Origin of the sequence: Chryseobacterium sp. VD8 (genome assembly GCF_037149975.1) — a bacterium.
Lineage (GTDB): Bacteria > Bacteroidota > Bacteroidia > Flavobacteriales > Weeksellaceae > Chryseobacterium > Chryseobacterium indicum.
Map to the genome: position 1 here is coordinate 1 of NZ_JBBCQL010000067.1, position 19867 is coordinate 19867.

Annotated in this window: 16 protein-coding genes and 1 tRNA gene; 7 read left to right on the plus strand and 10 right to left on the minus strand. The window is 37.2% G+C overall.

The genetic code is table 11. The features are described from left to right. Positions 1-363, minus strand: a 363-nt coding sequence (locus WFK35_RS09675) for a cytochrome-c peroxidase (RefSeq protein ID WP_336732495.1), incomplete at its 3' end; no start/stop codon positions are given. 529 nt (positions 364-892) lie between these two features. Here WFK35_RS09675 and WFK35_RS09680 point away from each other — a divergent pair. The 3 genes from WFK35_RS09680 (at position 893) to WFK35_RS09690 (ending at position 6387) form a co-directional block, all read left to right on the plus strand. After that, positions 893-3235: a TonB-dependent receptor gene (locus WFK35_RS09680; RefSeq protein ID WP_336732496.1), complete on the plus strand. Its 2343-nt coding sequence runs from the start codon at positions 893-895 to the stop codon at positions 3233-3235. A 3-nt stretch (positions 3236-3238) separates the two neighbouring features. Continuing rightward, positions 3239-4045 carry a DUF4249 domain-containing protein gene (locus WFK35_RS09685; RefSeq protein ID WP_336732497.1) on the plus strand — a complete coding sequence of 269 codons (807 nt, stop codon included), beginning with the start codon at positions 3239-3241 and terminating at the stop codon, positions 4043-4045. Between the two features lie 158 nt (positions 4046-4203). After that, a complete protein-coding gene (locus WFK35_RS09690; RefSeq protein WP_336732498.1) occupies positions 4204-6387 on the plus strand; it encodes an outer membrane beta-barrel protein in 2184 nt (727 codons plus the stop codon). Between the two features lie 906 nt (positions 6388-7293). Here WFK35_RS09690 and WFK35_RS09695 read toward each other — a convergent pair. Next, the gene (locus tag WFK35_RS09695) at positions 7294-8523 is read right to left on the minus strand and encodes a PQQ-dependent sugar dehydrogenase (RefSeq protein WP_336732499.1); all 1230 of its coding nucleotides are present in this window, start codon (positions 8521-8523) and stop codon (positions 7294-7296) included. A 212-nt stretch (positions 8524-8735) separates the two neighbouring features. Here WFK35_RS09695 and WFK35_RS09700 point away from each other — a divergent pair, with 212 nt between their 5' ends. Then, positions 8736-9038: a hypothetical protein gene (locus tag WFK35_RS09700; protein WP_336732500.1), complete on the plus strand. Its 303-nt coding sequence runs from the start codon at positions 8736-8738 to the stop codon at positions 9036-9038. A gap of 73 nt (positions 9039-9111) precedes the next feature. Here the strand turns inward: WFK35_RS09700 and WFK35_RS09705 are convergent, their stop codons facing one another. The 6 genes from WFK35_RS09705 to WFK35_RS09730 are packed head-to-tail and all read right to left on the minus strand — an operon-like array spanning position 9112 to position 16394. Beyond that, complete coding sequence (locus WFK35_RS09705; RefSeq protein WP_214589556.1) at positions 9112-9474, minus strand: response regulator; 363 nt, start codon at positions 9472-9474, stop codon at positions 9112-9114. Between the two features lie 33 nt (positions 9475-9507). Next, on the minus strand, positions 9508-10080 hold the full coding sequence (locus WFK35_RS09710; RefSeq protein ID WP_336732501.1) for a chemotaxis protein CheB: 573 nt from the start codon (positions 10078-10080) through the stop codon (positions 9508-9510). A gap of 11 nt (positions 10081-10091) precedes the next feature. After that, positions 10092-10922: a CheR family methyltransferase gene (locus WFK35_RS09715; protein ID WP_214589554.1), complete on the minus strand. Its 831-nt coding sequence runs from the start codon at positions 10920-10922 to the stop codon at positions 10092-10094. Then, complete coding sequence (locus tag WFK35_RS09720) at positions 10923-11288, minus strand: response regulator (RefSeq protein WP_214589553.1); 366 nt, start codon at positions 11286-11288, stop codon at positions 10923-10925. It lies immediately after the preceding gene. A 15-nt stretch (positions 11289-11303) separates the two neighbouring features. Further along, on the minus strand, positions 11304-14915 hold the full coding sequence (locus WFK35_RS09725) for a response regulator (protein ID WP_336732502.1): 3612 nt from the start codon (positions 14913-14915) through the stop codon (positions 11304-11306). A 6-nt stretch (positions 14916-14921) separates the two neighbouring features. Next, positions 14922-16394, minus strand: a complete 1473-nt coding sequence (locus WFK35_RS09730; protein ID WP_336732503.1) for a hybrid sensor histidine kinase/response regulator — start codon at positions 16392-16394, stop codon at positions 14922-14924. A 571-nt stretch (positions 16395-16965) separates the two neighbouring features. On the opposite strand from WFK35_RS09730, the gene WFK35_RS09735 reads away from it, so the two are divergent. Continuing rightward, entirely contained in the window at positions 16966-17397 is a 432-nt protein-coding gene (locus WFK35_RS09735; protein ID WP_336732504.1) for a hypothetical protein, read from the plus strand. 91 nt (positions 17398-17488) lie between these two features. Here the strand turns inward: WFK35_RS09735 and WFK35_RS09740 are convergent, their stop codons facing one another. Further along, the gene (locus WFK35_RS09740; RefSeq protein WP_235130977.1) at positions 17489-18361 is read right to left on the minus strand and encodes an AraC family transcriptional regulator; all 873 of its coding nucleotides are present in this window, start codon (positions 18359-18361) and stop codon (positions 17489-17491) included. A gap of 159 nt (positions 18362-18520) precedes the next feature. Between WFK35_RS09740 and WFK35_RS09745 the strand changes: the two genes are divergently transcribed. Both WFK35_RS09745 and WFK35_RS09750 read left to right on the plus strand, forming a co-directional pair. Further along, a complete protein-coding gene (locus WFK35_RS09745; protein WP_336732505.1) occupies positions 18521-19117 on the plus strand; it encodes a hypothetical protein in 597 nt (198 codons plus the stop codon). Positions 19118-19358: 241 nt separating this feature from the next. Next, a tRNA-Ser gene (locus WFK35_RS09750) sits at positions 19359-19443 on the plus strand. 57 nt (positions 19444-19500) lie between these two features. Here the strand turns inward: WFK35_RS09750 and WFK35_RS09755 are convergent. Continuing rightward, positions 19501-19809 carry a DUF6766 family protein gene (locus WFK35_RS09755; RefSeq protein WP_336732506.1) on the minus strand — a complete coding sequence of 103 codons (309 nt, stop codon included), beginning with the start codon at positions 19807-19809 and terminating at the stop codon, positions 19501-19503. Positions 19810-19867: the final 58 nt, after the last annotated feature.

Consider the following 19867-nt stretch of genomic DNA (forward strand, 5'->3'; position numbering starts at 1 on the left):
TTTTGCAAAAGCGGCATTCAGGATAGTCATTGCGTTTCGGGTTCCGAGCTGTCTGTCGTGTCCGAAAGAAAACGTTCTGCTGTCGCACCATCCCAATTCCGGATCGTGGCATGAAGCACAGGCAATCTGGTTGGATTTTGAAAGTCTGGGATCGAAAAAAAGCGTTTTTCCTAAGAGTTCTTTTTCGGAAGAATAGGGATTATCTTTTGGAAACTCCACCTCTGGCAAATGTCCGATTTCCACAAAAGTCGGGGCAGATTCGGGATCAAGAACAGGTTTTGGCCATTGTGAAGAATCGCCTGAAGAATATAGTTTTCTCAGGTTATCCAAATAAGCATTTTTCTGGTTGATTTCTTTTTGCACCTTACTGTTTAAGCAATTATTCAAAAGCGAAACCAAAAGAAATAAGATCAAAATCCAACTTAAACTATTCTTCACGATTATCCAGAGTTTTGGCAAAAATAGGATATTTAATTGTTTTTAGAGATGTTTAAGTATAATGTAAGAAAACTCTGTGTAGAAATCATATTAGCCGGAAGTTCGGCGTTCCGTAGGAACGCTATCTTTATAACATTCATTGACAATTATAGATATCAATCCGCAAGACTGCTTGATAGCCCTATTCTTATTTCTACACAGATTCTGCTTCTAAAGGAACAAAATCTTTACTTTGACAACTTAAAAGTTTAAACCATTTTATTTAAATTTCGGAAAATTTCATGTTTTCTTACATGCTTTAAGCCAATAAAAATCTTTAAAAACCGTTTTCACTATGAACTTTTCACGAACATGATTAAAGTTCAGATTAAAGCCTTAATTTTATGCTCTCTTCACATACAGGAGATGTAATAATTTATATTTAGCGAATTATTCAAATAATAAACAAACTTACATGCAGACATTATCATTTAAAATTGCCACTACCGCAGCAACAATTTGCTTCAGTACGGCAGTTTTTGCCCAGCAGAAATATTCTGTGAGCGGTACTGTAAAAGATAAGAAAAACGGAGAGCTTCTCATAGGCGTTACAGTGAAAGTTGCTGAAGATCCCACCATTGCTGTGGTTGCCAACGATTACGGCTTCTACTCTCTTTCTCTTCCCAAAGGAAATTATACTTTGATGATCTCTAATCCCGGTTTTAAGGATTTTACGAAAAGTATTACCGTAGAAGATAACATCAAGCAGGATCTCGAACTGAGTTCCGGAGAAGCGGAAGCTGAAGAAAGAACCGGGAAAATTGATGAAGTGGTAATTTCCGGAGTGAAAAAGGATAAGAACCTCACCTCTGCACAGATGGGAACCGAGACTCTTAGCATTAAAAATATTGAAAAACTTCCGGTTCTGTTTGGAGAAAAAGATGTTCTGAAAACCATACAGCTCCTTCCGGGAATCAAAAGCAACGGTGAAGGAAACAGCGGATTCAGTGTAAGAGGCGGTGCAACAGATCAAAATCTGATCTTACTGGATGAAGCTTCCGTTTATAATGCATCCCATTTGCTTGGATTTTTCAGTACGTTCAACAGTGATGCGCTGAAAGATGCAAGTATCATCAAAGGAAACAGTCCTGCCCAATACGGAGGAAGGCTTTCTTCGGTTCTGGATGTAAAAATGAAGGACGGAAACAACAAAGAATACAATGTAAACGGAGGATTGGGATTAATCAGCAGCCGACTGAGTGTGGAAGGTCCCATTCAGAAGGAAAAATCTTCTTTCATTGTGTCCGGAAGAAGAACGTATGCCGATCTTTTTCTAAAAGCAACAGACGATTTCAAAGACAGCAAACTGTATTTTTATGATCTGAATTTAAAAGCCAACTATCAGATCAATGAAAACAACAGATTGTATTTATCGGGCTATTTCGGGCGAGATGTTTTAGGCTTAGGCGATACGTTTTCAAGTGATTGGGGAAATACAACAGCTACCCTGCGCTGGAACAGCATTATCAGCAGCAAATTATTCTCCAATACTTCATTAATCTACAGCAACTACAATTATAATGTAAGCTTAAGCAGCAATAATAACACATTCGGACTGAGCTCCAAAATTGAAGACTGGAACCTGAAACAGGATTTTTCATGGTTTGCAGGGAATAAGCATTCGGTGAAGTTTGGGCTGCAGTCTATTTATCATACCATTACGCCAAGCAGCGCTTCCGGAACCAGTGTAAGCAGTTATCCGAGAAACCCGAGATATTCCTGGGACAATGCTCTGTATATTAATGATGATTTTAAAGCTACCGAAAACCTGACAATCAACTACGGAGCCAGACTTTCCCTGTTCAGCGTTTTGGGAGGAGATGTATTTAACACATATGAAAACGGAGTTCTCACAGATTCTGAATTTGTGGAGAAAGGAAAATTCGGGAAAACATACATTAATGTAGAACCTAGAATTACGGCAAACTACAGGATTAACGAAGTAAGCAGTATTAAAGGAGGCTATTCCAGAAATACCCAGAATTTACACCTTTTAAGCAACAGCGGAAGCGGAAATCCTACCGATCAGTGGATTGGAAGCAGCTTTACGGTAAAACCTGAAATTGCAGATCAGGTAAGTTTAGGCTACAGCAGAAATTTCAGTAACAACAATTATGAAATCAACACTGAAATCTACTACAAGTCTCTTCAGAACCAGATTGATTATAAAAATGGAGCTCAGATTACTTTTGATACAGCAGCGGATGTGGAAAGCGAACTGCTGTTCGGAAAAGGAAGAGCATACGGACTTGAAATTATCGCCAAAAAGAAGAGCGGAAGATTAACCGGATGGATCTCCTACACCTTATCTAAAACGGAGAGAAAAATCGACGGAATCAATAATAATGAATGGTACAACGCAAGACAGGATAAAACGCACGATCTTTCAATTGTTGCCACTTATCAGCTGAATCCGAAATGGACTTTTTCAGGGCTTTTTGTGTACAGCACCGGAAATGCAGTCACGTTCCCGACCGGAAAATATGAACTGAACGGACAGACGGTTTTCCAGTACAGCAGCAGAAATGCAGACAGAATGCCTTCTTACCACAGGCTGGATTTTAACGCAACTTACGAACCTGTAAACAATAAACGCTTTAAAGGATCATGGTCCTTCGGAATTTATAATATTTACGGCAGAGAAAATGCTTACACCATTACGTTTGAAGACAATCCGGATAAACCGGGAACAACACGCGCAATGCAGACTGCCCTGTTCAGATGGGTTCCAAACATTACGTATAATTTCAAATTTTAATTCATGAAAAATATATTTTTAATCATACTGTCTTTATTTTTAGTCACTTCCTGCGAAAAAGAAATAGATCTGGATCTCGAAGATCAGAGTGGACAGATTGTTATTGAGGGAAACATTACCGATCAGGCAGGACCTTATTTTGTGAAGATTACCAAATCCGTAGCCTTTACACAGGCGAACCAATATCCTGCCGTTACAAATGCGCAGGTTATTTTAAGTGACAATACAGGACAGACGGAAACCCTTCAGTATGCCGGAAACGGAAATTACAAAACGTCCACCTTTGTGGGACAGCCCGGAAGAATTTATACGTTAACCATTAACACAGAAGGAAAACAGTATACCGCACAGAGTACAATGCCACAGGCAGTTTCTTTTGACGGTCTGGAGCAGGATTCTTTCCTTGTGGCAGGACAGACAAGCTATACGCTTCTGCCTCTTTTCGTTGATCCGGCAACTTTAGGAAACCGTTATCTGTTTGTGTATACGGTAAACAATAATCCGAAAAAATTCTTCTCAGAATTTTCCGATAATGTGAACAACGGTTTACCGAACCAGAGACCTCTTCTGCTTCCCAACGACGACAGCAACGCGAATGATATTAAAGTGGTTGCGGGAGATGTTATTCATGTAGAAATGCAGTGTATCGATGATAAAGTGTATACCTATTATTCTGCACTTCTTCAGCTTTCAGGAAGCGGTCCCGGCGGCGGAATTACTCCCACCAATCCGCCAAGCAACATCAGCAACGGCGCTTTAGGCTATTTTTCAGCGCATACTGTAAGAACAAGAACCGCTGTTATCCAGTAAAAATTAAATAAAAGCTATCTGTACTTCCGGATAGCTTTTTTTGACTTCTGTAAACAGCTGACCTTTCAGTTCTTAAAAATTTATTATAGAATTAATACGATGTGATGTAACAAATATTCTCTTTATGGTGTCTTATGTAGGAAACATTATTTTTTTACATGAAAAATATTTTGATACCCATTGCCTTTTTAGCAGGCATATTTACATTTGCACAGGCTGAAAAGGATACCATAAAATCTAAGGAGAAGGCTATTGAAGGAGTTACCGTAACGGTAAGAAAACCAACCATTGAATCCAAAGTAGACAGAACCGTTTTTAATGTTTCCAACAGCTCTATTCTCGCAGGAAACACCACTTGGGACGTCTTGAGAATGACTCCGCTGGTAAGTATCGATAACAATGATGCCATAAAAGCTGAAGGAGAAACCGTAACGGTATACATCAACGACAGGAAGTCTGTTTTTACAGGAAAGGAACTGAAAGAATACCTGAAAACCATTCCTGCGGATAATCTGATGAAGATTGAAGTAATTACAAGCCCGTCTTCGCGCTATGAAGCAACTGGATCTGTCATCAATATTGTTTTGAAAAAGCGTGATGATGAAGGAATAAAAGGGAGTGTTACCTTAAACAACAGGCAGAACACCAAAAACTCTCAGTATACCAACCTGAATTTAAATTACCACCGCAAAAGCTTTACACAGACCTTCATCGGAAGCTACAGCGACAATACCAACGTACAGAGCAATTCCAGTCTTTATAAAGTGGATGCCGAAAATTCTGAAACCTACAGAAATTCTAAAACCATAGGGAGATACAAAAGTCCTTCCCTTTCTTCCACTTCAGAATTTGAACTGAATAATAAAAATACTGTAGGTGTAATTCTTGAATATTACCAAAGCAACTCTTTTTCCAATACCGATGCAGACGGATTGAGAAATGTTAACGGGCTATTCGAAAACTCATATCTTCAGAACCAAAATTCTACGGGACTTAACAGAAACTTCGGCTCCAATATTTTTTATAAATGGTATGATAAGGAAAAGAATAAAATCCTTGACATTAATTTGGGTTCCAATTATTACGGGCAGTCGAGTGACGATTATTTTGTAAAGAACATGCTTTATAAATCCAAACCGGCTGAAAAACAGGAAATCGGAGTTCTTACAGATACCGAAAACAGAAATTATTACCTGAAAATAGATTACACGCAGCCTATCGGAAAAGAAGGCGGAAATTTTGAAGTCGGCGGAAAGATCGATTTTAATAATAATGTGATCCCAAACAGCTTATATGGAAATATGCTTACAGGACTAAGTTCCGGAGATATTTTCCACTATGAAGACAACATCAGTTCCCTGTACGCCAACTACAGCAAAACATTCTTTAAAAAACTGGAAACCAGGATCGGACTCCGTTATGAATATATTGATTATAAAATACGTCAGGATAATGCCGGAACTTCAAGAAGAGATTCTTACGGAAAACTGCTGCCCAATATTTTATTGAAATATTCTTTTTCAGACAATTATGATTTAAGTTTAACGTATAACAAAAATATCTGGAGACCGTGGTATGCGGAATTCAATCCGTTTATGATCCCGAACAGCGACGGATTCTACAGCCGTGGAAGCATCGATCTGGAACCCAACCCAAGCGACAGGGTTTATATGAAGTTAGGCATTCATAAAAAATACTTTATCTCTGCGAGATATATGTTTACCGATCAGGATTACTGGACCAATTACGTAACGGGAACCATTAATGATATCAACGGAAATCCTCAGAATATCACCATTACCCAACCCTCTAACTTTTTCGGGAAAGTGCATAAGTATTACGTCTTTGCCAATACGAACCAGACTTTCTTCAAAAATAAATTTACGGTGAATCTTGGTCTGGGATGGTATTATATTGACAACAGCGATTTTAACAAGAAAAACGGTTTGGAAAATGCCAATAACTACATCAGCTACCTGAGTGCTTCCACCAACCTTACGTACACGAATCTGTTTAATAAAAATATCAATCTGAGCGCATGGGTGGAAGTTTCTAACCAGAACAACGGAAATTCTACGACGAACAAAGCGAATGTCTTTCATAATATTTCTGCCACAAAGATATTCCCGAAAACTCAGATGGAAGTCAGTCTTCAGCTCATGAATATTTTTCAGCGGCCGAATTACGATGCCACCACTTTTGTGCAGGGAGGAACTTTCCGAAATGCTTCGAAATGGGACTGGTACGGAGCATCTATTTCATTTGTAAAACGTTTCGGAAACCAGAAAGTAAAAGAAAATACCAAAACTGATGTTGAGAAAAACGGCGGCGGCGGAAAATAATTTTAATGTTAAATTTTAGTACGGATGATGGATGAATTTTCATTGTCCGTTTTTTTTATACACTTTCAATTTATCCTAATTTTATGTTCTATGGTGGTCTTTTTAAAAACGCTAAGTTCGCTGAGGCTGTTTTGAAATTTATGTGAATATTTTTCGAGCGCAAGGGCGTGAAACTCAGCTAATGATAATGATGATTTTTAAATCTCTGAAATTTTTATTTCACTTTAAGTTTTGGCTAAAGCCCATTCCTATTGATAATTTGTATTGATTTTGAATTGAACTCACGTTAATTTTCATCATCACACTTAACGTTCTTTTGAAAACGCTAAGTTTGCTGAGGTTTTCTTTAAAATTTATGTGAATATTTTTCGAGCGCAACGGCGTGAAACTCAGCTAATGATAATCATGGTTTTATATCTCTGAAATTTTTATTTCACTTTAAGTTTTGGCTAAAGCCAATTTATTTCGTAGAAAGATTAAAATGGGCTAAAGCCCATTCCTATTGATAATTTGTATTGGTTTTGAATTGAACTCACGTTAATTTTAATCATCACACTTAACGTTCTTTTTTGAAAACGCTAAGTTCGCTGAGGCTGCTTTGAAATTTATGTGAATATTTTTTTGAGCACAAGGGCTTGAAAATCAGCCAGTGATAATCATGGTTTTTAAATCTCTGAAATTTTAATTTCACTTTAAGTTTTGGCTACAGCCAATTTATTTCATAGAAGAAATATTGAAATGGGCTAAAGCCCATTCCTGCTGATAATTTGTATTGGTTTTGAATTGAACTCACATTAATTTTAATGATAACACTTAACCTTCTTTTTTGAAAACGCTTTTATAATAAAAAAGCCGGAAAAAGATGAAATATCTTTTTCCGGCACTGATTCTTAAAAATCTTTGAAATTACTGTTTACGGATTCGGTAGAGTCTGCCTCCGTCTGTCACCGCATATAAATTACTATCTGTTCCCTGTGTAATATCTCTGAAACGTTGGTTTTCGTTTGAAAGAAGCCTTTCTTCGCCTATTACTTTGTTGTTTTCCATAACCAGTCTCGCGATATGCATTCCGCTTAGGGAAGCTACGAAAAGATTATTCTGCCATTCCGGAATGGTGTTTCCTTTATAAAAAGTGATTCCGCTTGGCGAAATTACAGGATCCCAGTAATAAACCGGCTGTTCCATTCCTGCCTGCTGCTGAATTCCGGCTCCGATGGTGGCTCCGCTGTATTCAATTCCATAAGTAATGGTAGGCCAGCCATAATTTTTACCGGCTAAAACCCTGTTGATTTCATCTCCGCCTCTCGGTCCGTGTTCACTCTGCCATAATTCTCCCGTTAAAGGATGGATGGCAATTCCCTGCGGATTTCGGTGTCCGATGCTGTATAATTCCGGCAAAGCTCCGGATTGCGAAAATGAAGGATTTCCAGAAGCGGGTTGTCCGCTGGTTGTAATTCTCAGGATCTTGCCTAAAGCTGCGGTTACAGACTGTGCAAGAGGTCTTGTAGAAAGATCAGAACGTTCTCCCGTACTCACAAAGAGATTTCCTGTGTTATCAAAAGCAATTCTTCCTACGTAATGAAGATTTCCCACATTGGCAGAAGGATTTGCCCTGTAGATCACCACAGGATTTTCAATCATAGTTTCTGAACTGGAGAGTCTTCCTTTGGCTACTGAAGTTATATTTCCGCCTGAAACATTTTCAGAGAAAACCCAATATACCATTCTGTTGGAGGTAAACTGCGGATCTACACAAACGCCAAGCAGACCACCCTGTCCTCCGGAATTTACGGAAGGAAGTCCTGTTATAGCACTGCTTACAGTTCCGTTACTGCTTATAATCCTCATGGTTCCTGCTTTCTCGGTTACGAGAAGTCTTCCATCCGGCAGAGATGTAATTCCCCATGGCGAAGCTAATGATGAGGTAACGACTTCACTTACATAAGGTGTGGAAGTTTTTGCGCCGTTCGCTCTGGTCTGTCCTGCAAAAGCCGGCTGATAATTGGTATTTGCCGAATTGGTCTCAACAGGAGGAAGTGATGGTCCGTTATTTCCGCCGCTGTCATCAATAGTGTCTGAACAGTTTGCCAGTAATAAAGACACGGCAATTAATCCATAATAGCTTGTTATTTTCATATTTAGAGATTTTGGTGTACTGAAGAATTTTATTTTCACAAACAAATTACCTGCCGTAAATCCTATCGTCGTGGAATTCCCGCAAAAATATTCAATCGGTTACACTGATAATAGGATTTCTTTAAAATTTCAATAATTGATTAAGAAAATTTTAAGACTTAAAATGAAAGTATGGCATGAATATTATTATAATTAATATAAACACGTTGAAGATGGAAAACCTGTTAGCCAATAAAGATTTAATAAACAACTATTTAAAGTTAGTCATAAAACTGCAATTCAATACGGAAATTGATTTAAAAGGAGAATATACATTTACCGAAAATCTGGTTTCCAAGAAACCTATTATAGCAACTACTTTCTCTGAAAGAATTTTGTCCAGCCCCGATATAAAAACGGTTTTGACATCTGTAATTACAGAAATTAATATCGGCGTCTGTACCACAGAACAGATGAGAAAAGCAGTTCAGGATTATCCGGAAGCAGATTCACGGGAAATGCAGGAAATTGTTTAAATAAAACTCCCTGTACAGCTTTTTGTACAGGGAGTTTTATTTTTTGAGAGAATTACTTTAAACTTTCCGAAGATTACTGCAGGTACTTTGCTACTTTGTCTTCTAAATCTTCAAGATTAAAAGGTTTGGCAACATAATCATCCGCCTGAGCTTCCTGCGCCAGAGCCACAATGTCGTTATTTGCCGTTACATAGATCACGGGAATGCTTTTAAATTCCTGATGATTCTTCAGAAGCCTTGTTGCTTCCACTCCACCAATTTTGGGAATCCAGTTGTCCATAAGGATAACATCCGGCTGGAACTGTTCTACTTTCTCCAAAATGTCATGTGAAGTTTCCGAAATTTCGACCTGATAACCATTTTCTTCAAAAATGATGGTGATGACTTCTAAAATAGTTTTATCATCATCAAAAATCAAAATTTTCTTCTTATTCATATATACTTAACTTTAGTTAGGGGTTACATTTTTTTATAACTGATTGATATAATCTGCCAGATTATCGGGTTTAATAATGAGGTCAAAATCAATCTCTTCTACGGCGTGTTTCGGCATATAATCCACTTCTGCCGTTTCAGGATCCTGAATCCAGACTTTTCCGTTATTTTTTTTGATGTATGCCAAACCTTCCACTCCGTCTGCATTGGCTCCGGAAAGCAGTACACCAATCATTTTTTCACCATACACTTCCGCTGCAGATTTAAAGGTGACATCAATGGAAGGGCGGGAATAATTCATTTTTTCCGAGCTGTCCAGAGACATCAGATTTTTATTTTCAAACAATAAATGATAATCTGCGGGAGCAATGTAAATTTTATTGCTTTGAATTTCTGTTTTATCCTCAATCTCAATAACTTCTACAGGCGAAAACTGCTGTAGAAAAGTCTGCAGAATGTTGTTGGAATGTGCCTTTCTGTGAACCACCAGCAAAATGACAAAATCCAGCTTTTCCTTTATTTTTTTTATCATTTCGAGAATGACCTGCAAGCTTCCTGCGGAACCTCCGATAGCAATCAGTTCAATATTTGTATTATTCGTTTTCATGATAAAACAGCTTACTGATGATCTACTTTTTTCCAGATCTTCTGATCATCCACCTGATTATAATTTTTATCTAATTTAGAAAATCTAAGCGTTTCTTTTGCACCTAAAGCTAAAAAACCTAAATTTTCCAGACTGTTGTCGAAAAGACGGAAGACTCTTTCCTGAAGCCCCCGATCGAAATAGATAAGAACGTTTCTGCAAATAATCAGCTGAAAACTGTTGAAAGAGCTGTCTGAAACGAGATTATGCGTAGAAAGAATTAGCTTTTCCTGAAGGCTTTTATCAAATTTTACACTGTCATAATTCGCGGTATAATAATCTGAAAAATCTTTTTTCCCTCCCGATAAAATATAGTTTTCAGAATACAGTTTCATCTGCTGTAAAGGAAAAACTCCTGCTCTTGCTGTTTCCAGAACGGATGGATTAAGATCTGTCCCGTAAATTAAAGATTTATGGTAAAGATTTGCCTCTTTAAGCAAAATAGCCATGGAATAGGCTTCTTCTCCGGTAGAGCATCCCGCCACCCAGATTCTGATGAGCGGATAGGTTCCCAACTGCGGAAGAATTTTCTCCCGTAATGCTTTAAAAAACTGAGGATCGCGGAACATTTCCGTTACGTTCACAGTAATTTCTTCGATGAATCTTTTCAGGTATTCCGGATCATTAAGTATTGTATATCTCAACTCGGCAAAGCTTGTAAATCTGTCAATCAGGCATATACGGTTCACCCTGCGCTTGAAAGAAGCGCGGCTGTATTCTGAAAAATCGTAACCATACATATCGTAGACATCTTTTATGAGATACTCTACTTCTTCATCTTTTACAATACTTGGTTCCAGCATTTACGATAATTTTTCAATAGCGTTCATTAAAAGGTCTACATCTATCGGCTTGGAAACATAATCTGCAGCTCCCGCATCCAGACATTTCTGGCGGTCTTCCGGCATTGCCTGTGCAGTAACTGCGATTACGGGAATATTGCTGATAGAAGGGGTATTTTTTATCATCTTTATGGCTTCATACCCATCCATTTCCGGCATCATCATATCCATCAGAACCACATCAAAATGGTTGTCTTTATTCAAAACTTCAATGGCTTCCTGTGCCATTGTACTGCTTTCAATCTGGTAGCCTCTGGCTTTCAGGGTGAGCTTTAAAGCAAATATATTGCGCGGATCGTCGTCCACGATCAGAATTTTTTTATTCATCAGTATTTTAGCTGTTTAACTTTCATATAACCAAACACGAAGTAAGGATAGTAGTTGATCGATATCCACCGGTTTGGAGATATAATCTGAAGCCCCTGCGGTAATGCATTTTTCACGTTCTCCGATCATGGATTTTGCTGTAATGGCAATAATCGGCAGTCTTTTGAATTTAGGCATTTTCCTGATTTCCTTGATCGCCTCGTAACCATCAAGTTCAGGCATCATCATATCCATCAGGATCACATCTACATCAGGATTTTCTTTAATCTGCTGGATCGCATGGTTTCCGTCCATGGCGACAACAACTTCCACTTTATATTTTTCCAGTGCTTTGGTAAGGGAGAAAATATTACGGACATCATCATCGGTAATGAGTATTTTTTTACCGCTTAAAACTTCCGTAAGCGATCCCATTGTTTTGCTTCTTACGTTTTCAATGGAATTATTTTTCTCTTCCACCAAATGCAGGAACAATCCTACTTCATCCAGAATTCTCTGGTAAGAATGTGCTGTTTTTACAACAATGGAGTCTGCATACTGTTTGATTTTCAGTTCTTCGGATTTGGATAAATTTCTTTCGGTAAAGATGATGATCGGAAGATTCTCCAGCCCTTCATAACTTTTTATGGATTCTATAATTTCGTATTCGTTTCCTCTTGAAGCTCCGATGTCCAGAATGACGCAGTCTACATGATTGGCTGTTAAAGCTTTTACGCTGTCTTCCACATTATTTTCTACCGACAACGAAATATTGAAATTGCTGAGGAAATAAGACAATGCACTTGCGTGTTTTGCGTTTTCTTCTACAATTAATACTTTCTGCGGACCTTTTTTAAGAGCTTCTTCAATCTTTCTGAAAACATCGGTCATCTGATCCAGTGCTACAGGTTTGCTGATAAAATCAATCGCACCTTTCATGAGGCTTTCATTTTTTACATGAAGTGCAGACATCATGTGTACCGGAATGTGTTTTGTTTCCGCATTGGATTTTAAATCATCCATTACCTGCCATCCGTCTTTTACAGGAAGCTGAACATCCAGCAGAATTGCCTGCGGACGATATTCCAATGCTGCAGCCAGACCGCGGTCTCCTCTTACTTCAATCACAGCTTTATAGTTCTGCAAATGAGCATATTTCAGCAATGCTTTGGCAAAATTGGTATCATCTTCGATAATCAAAATGGTTTTATCTCCTTCCTGAATGGTATTTCTGTCATCGTCCACATTTTCAGGAATCTGAAGTGTATTCACCGCTTCTTTTTCTTCCGTCTGTTTTTCATCAAGAATATTCTGGATTTCTTCAACATCTTCACGGATGATTTCCACCAGATTCTGATCTTTTTCAACATGAGGAACTTCAGGAACTGCTTTTACAGGAATACTTAAACTGAACTCACTTCCTTCATCCACTTTACTTTTTAAGGTAAGCTCTCCGCCTAATAATCTGGCAATTTCACGACTGATCGACAGTCCAAGACCTGTTCCCCCGAATTTTCTCCTTGTGGAACCATCTGCCTGCTGAAATGCTTCAAAAATGATTTTCTGTTTGTCTTCTGCGATCCCGATTCCCGTATCTTTTACGGAAAATATAATAAAATCTGCTTTTTTAGGATCTTTTTTAATATTTAAATCGATGCTTCCTTTTGTGGTAAATTTCAAGGCATTCGATAATAGGTTTCTCAAAACCTGATCGACTCTTAAACGGTCAGTTTCAATGTTTTTCTGAACGGATTCGTCGATATTGATATTAAACTCTAGCTTTTTCTCCTGAAATACCGGATTGAAAAGGTCTTTTAAATCTTTTATCACATCATTGATCACCACATCCTGATATTCAAGTGTCATTTTTCCTGATTCTATTTTTGCAAGATCCAGAATTTCATCAATTAACGTTAATAAGCTGCTTCCTGAGCTTTGGATTACTTTTGCAGATTCTATCTGATCTTCGTTAAGATTTTCATCCGGATTTTCTGCCATCAGTCTGGAAAGAAGGAGAATTGAATTCAGCGGTGTACGAAGCTCATGAGACATATTTGCAAGGAACTCAGATTTGTATTTCGTACTTAGGGCAAGTTCTTCTACCTTTTTCTGAATTTCTGTGTTGCGCTCTGCAATCAAATGATTTTTTTCTTCCAATAATCTTGAACGTTCTTCCAGCTCTGCATTTGCCTGCATTAATTCTTCCTGCTGAACTTTCAGCTCTTCTTCCGAAGCCTGAAGTTTTTGGGTCTGTGCTTCGAGCTCGGTATTCAGATTTTCAAGTTCAGAATGCTGTACCTGCAGTTCTTCTGACTGCGCCTGTGTTTCTTCAAGTAACTGCTGTTCTTTTTCGCGGCCTTTTGCTGCGCTTAAAGCAATTCCTATATTTCTGCTGCACTCTACGAAATAATCGACTCTGTCTTTTTCAAAGTTGGTAGTTGAACCTAATTCCAGAACTCCGATAATGAAACCGTCTGCAAAAATCGGGATCAGCATAATCCCGTAAATCTGGATCGTGCTGCTTGCAAAGGTTACCACAAAATCATCTTCATGAAGATTATTGTACACCTGAGTTTTTTCGCTGATGAAAGTCTGACCTACCATTCCTTCTCCCGGTTCGAAAACTTTTTTCATGTTGTTTTCCAGACCAAAAGCTACGTTCAGCTTAAGTAATCCTTCATCATACAGGTAGATTGAACCATTGATGCAGTTTCCGTATTCGATAAGCTGGTGTAAAGACGCTTTGGCAACATCTTTCACCGATTTATTGCCTACCAGAGATTCATTAAGAATGGCAAGACCCTTCTGTCTCCAGTCGCTTTTATTAATGGTATCGAAAGACAATTTCAGGGACTCCGTCATATTATTTAAAGAATCTACCAATTCTCCGAGATCATCTTCTGCAGTATCTACGACTCTCTGGTCATAATCTCCGTTGGCAATTCTGTTGGCAATCTGCTTAATGGCACTTACTCTTCTGGACATTTCCTGATCTTTTGCTTTCAGCATTTTTTCAAGTTTGTCTCTTCTGATGAGATCTGCTCTTAATTTGATGTAGAAAAATGCAGTAACCACAACTGCTGCGATAGAAGAAAATATAATAAAGAAAACGGTAGTTCGGGAAGATTTATTAAGATCTTTGGTTTTTATGGCAAGCTGATTTTCTTCGTACTGAGAAAATTCTTTTACAATCTGTCTGCATCGGTCCATATGCTGCTTGCTTTCCTCGATCTGTTCCTGCGTCATCATCACTCCTCTTCTTCGGTTTTCTACAAAGAGCTTCATGTTGGCAAGGTTGATCTCTACATTTTTCTCCAGCAGATCCAGAAGTCTTTTCTGATGTGGATCTGTAATTCCGAGACTTCTTGCATATTCAAAGGTTTTGGAATATTCAGAAATACTTCTTTTAAAGGGTTCCAGAAAACTTTCCTGACCGGTAAGCTGATATCCCCTGTTTCCTGTTTCCGCATCCAGAACAGCCACAAGAACATCTTTTACTGCCGTTACGACACGTCTGCTTTTGCCAACACTTTCGCGGTGATCCATCTGGTTCTGTATACTGAAGTATGAAGCCAGTGAACTTGCGATCAGGATCAGGATGGAAAATCCTACCCCGAACTGAAGATTTCTTATAAATTTTTTCGGCATGGAAAATTAATTTAAAGGTAAAGTGAAATAAAATGTAGATCCTTCATCTACTTTGCTGGAAACTCCAATATTTCCGTGGTGCTGTTTGATGATTTCGGAACAGATGAAAAGACCGATCCCCATTCCCTGAAACTGGAGTGAAGATTCTTCTACACGGTAAAATTTATTGAAAACAGCTTCCTGCTTGAAATCCGGAATCCCGATTCCGAAATCTGTAACACTTACTCTTACTTCCTGTTCTTCTTCATCTACAAAAGTGGTTACAATAACCTGATTGTTCTGTGGTGAATATTTTATGGCGTTCGTTAAAAAGTTAATGAGAACCTGCTCGATGCGAATTTCATCCAGCGGAATTAAAATATCCGGTTTTACTCCGTCTCGTTTGATCTTCACTCTGCTTTCGTGCGTCTGCACAATTGTATCGATTGCGTTGCTGATAACGCCTTCCAGATTTGTAGGTTTTTTGGTGATTTTCAGCTTTCCGTTTTCGATTTTGGAAACGTCAAGAAGATCTGTAATTAAAGTATTCAGTTTTTCGATCTGATCCTGTACTTTGTTAAGAAAACCGGCTTCTGCACTTTCTTTATCAAGTTTTAATTTTCTTTCCAGCAGCTGTACATATGCTTTTATACTGGTTAAAGGTGTTTTTAGTTCGTGGCTCGCAATACTCAGGAATTCATCTTTTTCTTTTTCTACCTTCTTCTGATCGTCTATATCTGTGAAGGTTCCTACCCAGTTTTTGATTGCGTTTTCCTCGTACACGGGAGTTACGCGCAAAAGATGGTAGCGGAAATCGCCCGTTTCTCTATTTTTTATCCTGACTTCAAGATCTAAGGATTTTCCTCTTTTCCTGCAGCGTTCAAATTCTTCTTTAATTTTATAATCATCCGGATGTGTTTCGGGAAAGTCTTTTTCAGAATCAGAATACTCATACCATTTACCGTTTACGAAATCTACAGTTCCCTGCTCATTCAGGGTAAAAGCAATCTGAGGGAGAGATTCAAGCATTAAATGAAAATGATCGATCTGCGATTTCATAGTTACCTGAGATTCTCTTCTTCCTTTTACCTCAAGCTCAAGACTCTGCTGCGTTTTTTTCATCGCAAGATTCTGCTCCTGAAGGTTGTAGAAAGTTTTTACTTTCAGCATGAGAATTTCCGGATCTACAGGTTTCGTTACATAATCTTTTCCTCCGGAAGCGTAGCCGCGTGTGATAAATCTTTTCTCGGTATTCACAGCCGACAGAAAAATGATAGGTACTTCTTTTGTTTTGCTGTAGCCCGCTAAAGTTTCTGCCACTTCAAAGCCATCCATATCCGGCATTTGAACATCCAAAATAATCAGTGCGTAATCATTTTTCAAAGCTTTTATTAAAGCTTCTTCACCGGAATCTGCTGTATCCACCTGAAAATCCTTGGATTCGAGTAATTTTTTGAGTGAATAGAGATTACTTTGGTTGTCATCAACAATTAAGATCATATAAACTTAAAATCAATAATTAATTATATTTACTTCAGCTTCAAAAATACTCACAATATTTCGAAAAACAGGAATTTTTTACCTATTATCAAAACACATACCACAATAGCTGAAAAAAAATTTATCATCTGTAAATTTTAAAAAAAAAATTCTGATTTTTTTTCTTTCTTCAATTCAGCTATTTAAGAGTAAAATTTTAACCACATACCACATTTTTAGTTAAAATTTTAATTTAATAAAATTATTCACGGCACAGTGTTTGAATACAGGATAACAACACTTTTTCACTTAAATATATTTTTCAAAATTAACCCACGTTTTATTGCGTGGGTTTGTTTTATTGTTCTTATATTTGCAGTGAATTTCTCATGTTTAATTTGAGTTTTCATGGTTATTAGTTTTTATCCCCGCCGAAAGTCGGGGATTTTTTTATGTATTTTATTCAACATATTTCACTTTTTTAAAGCACTTATTTTCTGAATATTATTCTTAAATCTCATCAATTTGTTTAAAAAAGTAAAGATGATGGCACAACTTGTGATATAAGTAAGATACACTTAAAATCATAGATATGCCGATACAGATACAAGTTGCCCAATGTACAGAATGCAAAGGCTACACTTCCGCTGCCCCACTCGATTCCAAACATACGTATCATCCGGAAATCGTCGACCATTTTTTATATCATGGCGAACCTGCGTTTACACTGGATCAGAAAACTTTTGATAAATACAGAAACTTAGAAAATACAAAAGTCATCATCATGGATCTTGCTGAACATGAAGAAAATGATCATTTGCATTGTAATTGCGCAAAGAAAGCCATTCAGAAAAGGGTATATTCTCAAAAGGAAATTTACAACATTCCCACCAATCATTTTGTTTCTGAAAAACAGGAAATTGATAATGAAATCTATTTTAAGGATCTTTATCACACTTATAACAATTTTCACGGACTAAGTTCTGCCAATCATTATGGAAATTCGGGCAGAAAATTCCGTTAACTGAAATATTCGATTTTATTCTTTCATCTTCAAAGTATTTAAGAATGTAAGCTTTACAACTTACCTTAAATACTTCTTTTTTTTGATAAAATTAATCTATCAGGAAATTAAATTCCTTTCTGTATTGAGAGGGACTTTTCTGTGTATACTCTTTGAAAGTCTTATTGAAATAACTGAAATTATTAAAGCCGGATTCAAAGCAAACCTCAGTAATGCTTAAAGGTTGCTCGGCAAGAAGCTTGAGTGAATGGGTAATTCTGTATTCGTTAACAAACTGAGTAAAGGTTTTATTGGTAATCTTTTTAAAGTAACGACAAAATGAAGGCACTCTCATATTGGCGAGATCTGCAACCTGCTCCAGGGTTATCTGTTCTTTAAAATGGTCTTTAACATAATTAAAAATAAGATTGATTCTTTCATTATCTTCCACCTGAGTCTGAAGATAATATTTTCCGGCATTTAGAATTCTGTAATCTGAAGTTGAAGCCAAAGTATCCAGAATCTCCAAAAATTTCACAAGTTTTTCCAAAGAGGAAGACTCGTGCATTTCTACGATTTTTTCTCCTATTTCTTTTTTAATATTTTCAGAAAAAACAATTCCTGCCTTTGATTTTTCCAAGAGGGCAGAAATTCTCTGCATTTCGGGAAGTCCGAAGAAATGTTCTCCTAAAAAATCGGGTTTAAACTGAATAACCATTTCGTAATCGTTATTGGTGTTTTCATTCGTCATTCCGCAATGCGGCAGATTACTTCCCATAAGCACAAGATCTCCGTCTGAAAAATAGGAAATATTACTTCCAATCTGTCTTTTTCCGGAACCTCCGCATACAAAAATCAGCTCTATTTCCGGATGATAATGCCAGACATGAGATTTTATATTTTCGTTACGAAGGAATTTAAGACTTGTAAAACTGCTTCCAATATTGGGTTTTACAGCTTCAAAAGCAGGATGCGAATGTTTCATAGCCAACGGTTAAATCATACACAAAATTAACAAATATTTATTAATTAATAAAAATAAAGGTTAAAATAAAACATAAATATGAAAATTGTATGGTAGCAGCTGTCTTAAAAGAAGTCTACATTTGCATTATAAATAACTGATAATAAAACCCTTATCATTATGAAAAAATTATTACAGTCCGTTTTCTTTGCAGGATTTCTTTTTGTTTCTACAGAAGCAATGGCTAAAGACAGAGATTTTTCTCTTTCTTTTGGAACGACAACATCCAAAACTTTAAGTTTTGAATTGAGCAATGCTAAAAATCTATCGCTGATTATATATAATGATTCTTACGGGGAGGTTTTTTCGGAGAGGCTTGAGAAAGAGGATTCCGTTATTAAAACCTACAATCTTGAAGATCTGACAGAGGGGACCTATTATCTTATAGCGGAATCTGAACAAAAGATCGAAAAATACAAGATTAAAATCAGTGAAGATCATTCGGTAACTATTGAAAAGACCCCTTTCGCGGTTATCAGTAAACCGGAATACAGCATTTCCGGAAATATTGTTAATCTGCATATTGCCAATCTGAAAAATAAGGTAAATATTTCCGTAACCGATTATTCGGGAAATACGTATTATTCTTCCGTGAAAGAAGGAAATGCCAACGAACTGAATATGACTTTTAATTTTGATCCTAAAACTGCAGACCAATACATTATCAGTATTGAAGAAAACGGCAATACATTCAACAGAACAATCACTTTAAAATAAGAGATTCTATACATTTCCGTACTTATATCGGAATTAAAATTTTACGTACAATTAGTTTATTAAGGCAGCTTTTCTTTTTTTAAATCATGGAGAAATGGCTGCCTTAATTTTTTTTAAAATTATCTTACTGATATTAAGTAGCTTTTAATATTTCTCAGCAAAACCTGAAAATTTATTTTGTGGGAATAAAAAATCTTTCTATATTTGCACCACTGAAAACAACGATATAATCGGAGTTTCTGGAGAGTTGGCAGAGTGGTCGATTGCGGCAGTCTTGAAAACTGTTGACTGTAACAGGTCCGGGGGTTCGAATCCCTCACTCTCCGCAAAAAAAATCCTTCAAAGTAAATTTTGAAGGATTTTTTATTATCCCATCTGAAAATTCAGGCGTTCTCATCATGCGCAGCATCTACGGGTTTAGATTCTGGGGAACCTTTTTCACGGAGCCAGATAGAGAGAACTACCAGTGAAAATACCGCAAGAAATTCGCTTTCCCAATTTTCAAATGTTGCCTGAATAAAATGTCCGCTGTGGATATACTCTGCTATTGACAAAAGAGATTTCCCATTTTCGGCGAGTTCCTTATTTTCTGTTTTCCAGCCTGTAAGAAACTGACCCAACAAACAGATTATCATAAAAATAAGCAGGACAATACTTAAACTGTTCCGGTAAAAAAAATTTTTTTTAGACATTTCAGAAAAAATTAAGAATTCTCATCAGAATCAAACCTTTGAAGTCCTTTTATGGCAG